This window comes from Streptomyces sp. SM1 (assembly GCF_002910825.1).
Classification (GTDB): domain Bacteria; phylum Actinomycetota; class Actinomycetes; order Streptomycetales; family Streptomycetaceae; genus Streptomyces; species Streptomyces okerensis.
Genome location: NZ_NEUB01000956.1, coordinates 1 through 1,470 on the forward strand (window position 1 = coordinate 1; position 1,470 = coordinate 1,470).

The window sequence follows — 1,470 nt, forward strand, 5'->3', positions numbered from 1 at the left end:
GTCACGGCGTCCGGCGCGTCGGCGGCGAGCCGCACGCGCAGCGTGGTGGCCCCGGCGATCCCACAGCTCACCCCGTTCCAGCTGAAGGGCAGCCGGGCCCGGCCGTCCCGGTCGGGCAGCAGGGCGGCGCTCTGGAGGGCCGCGTCCAGCAGCGCGGGATGCAGCGCGCATCCGGCGGCGTCGGCGTGCTGCGGCTCCGGCAGCACCACCTCGGCGAACACCTCGCCCCCGCGCAGCCACGCGGCACGGATGCCGCGGAAGGCGGGCCCGTAGTGGTAGCCAGCCTCGGCGAACCGCTCGTACAGGTCGTCGGTGTCCACGGGTTCGGCACCGGACGGCGGCCAGCTCAGCAGACCGGCCGCGGCAGGGTCCTCGACGGGCCGGGGGGCCAGGGTGCCGGTGGCGTGCTCGGTCCAGGGCCCGTCGGCGTCCCGTGTCGTACGCGCGAACACGCTGAGCCCGCGGCGGCCGTCGCCGTCGGCCGCGGCGACGCGCAGCTGAAGGTGGACTGCTCCCTCACCGGGGAGAACGAGCGCCGATCCGAGAGTGAGTTCCTCGACCACCGGGCAGTCCGCCTCGGCCGCGGCGCGCAGCGCGAGTTCGAGAAAGGCTGTGCCCGGGAAGAGGACGACGCCCGACACCGCGTGGTCGGCGAGCCAGGGGTGGGTGTCCAGTGAGATCCGGCCGCTGAGCAGCAGCTCACCGGAGTCCGCGACCTCCATCGCCGCACCGAGCAGCGGGTGCCCGGTCGTGCCGAGACCCGCCGAGGCGACATCCCAGCTCGTCGTCGGAACGTCCAGCCAGTAGCGGCTGCGCTGGAAGGCGTACGTCGGCAGCTCGACGCGCCGCGCCCCCGGGAACGCCCCCGACCAGTCCACGGCCAGACCGCGCTCCCAAGCCCGGCCCACCGCGCGCAGCACCTGGTCGAGGCCGCCCTCACCACGGCGCAAGGTCCCCAGCACCGCGGCGTCCACACCCGCGGCCTCCACCGACTCCCCCACGGCCACGCCCAGCACCGGGTGGGCGCTGGCCTCGATGAAGACGCGGTGCCCGCTGTCCAGCAGCGAGCGGGTAGCCCCCTCGAACTCCACCGTCTCCCGCAGGTTGCGGTACCAGTACTCCGCGTCCAGGACCTTCGTGTCCAGCCAACCGCCCGTCACCGTCGAGAAGAACGGCACCGTGCCCGAGCGCGGCGCGACCCCCACCAGATCCGCGAGCAACCGCTCCCGGATCTCCTCCACATGAGAGGAGTGCGAGGCATAGTCGACCTCGATCAGACGCGCCCGCACCCCCTCGGCGACGAACCCGTCCACCAGCTCCGCCACCACGTCCACGTCACCCGAAACCACCGTGGAGGAAGGCCCGTTCACCGCAGCCACCGACAGACAACCGTCCGAGGAGGCGATCCGCTCCCGAACGCCGTCCACCGGCAACGGCACCGACGCCATCCCGCCCCGGCCCGCCAACACC

Annotated in this window: 1 pseudogene; it reads right to left on the bottom strand. The window is 74.0% G+C overall.

Annotated elements, in window-relative coordinates:
• Nucleotides 1-1,466 (bottom strand): annotated as a pseudogene (locus B9S61_RS33405) (acyltransferase domain-containing protein); the annotation flags it as partial.
• Between the last annotated feature and the right edge of the window lie 4 nt (nucleotides 1,467-1,470).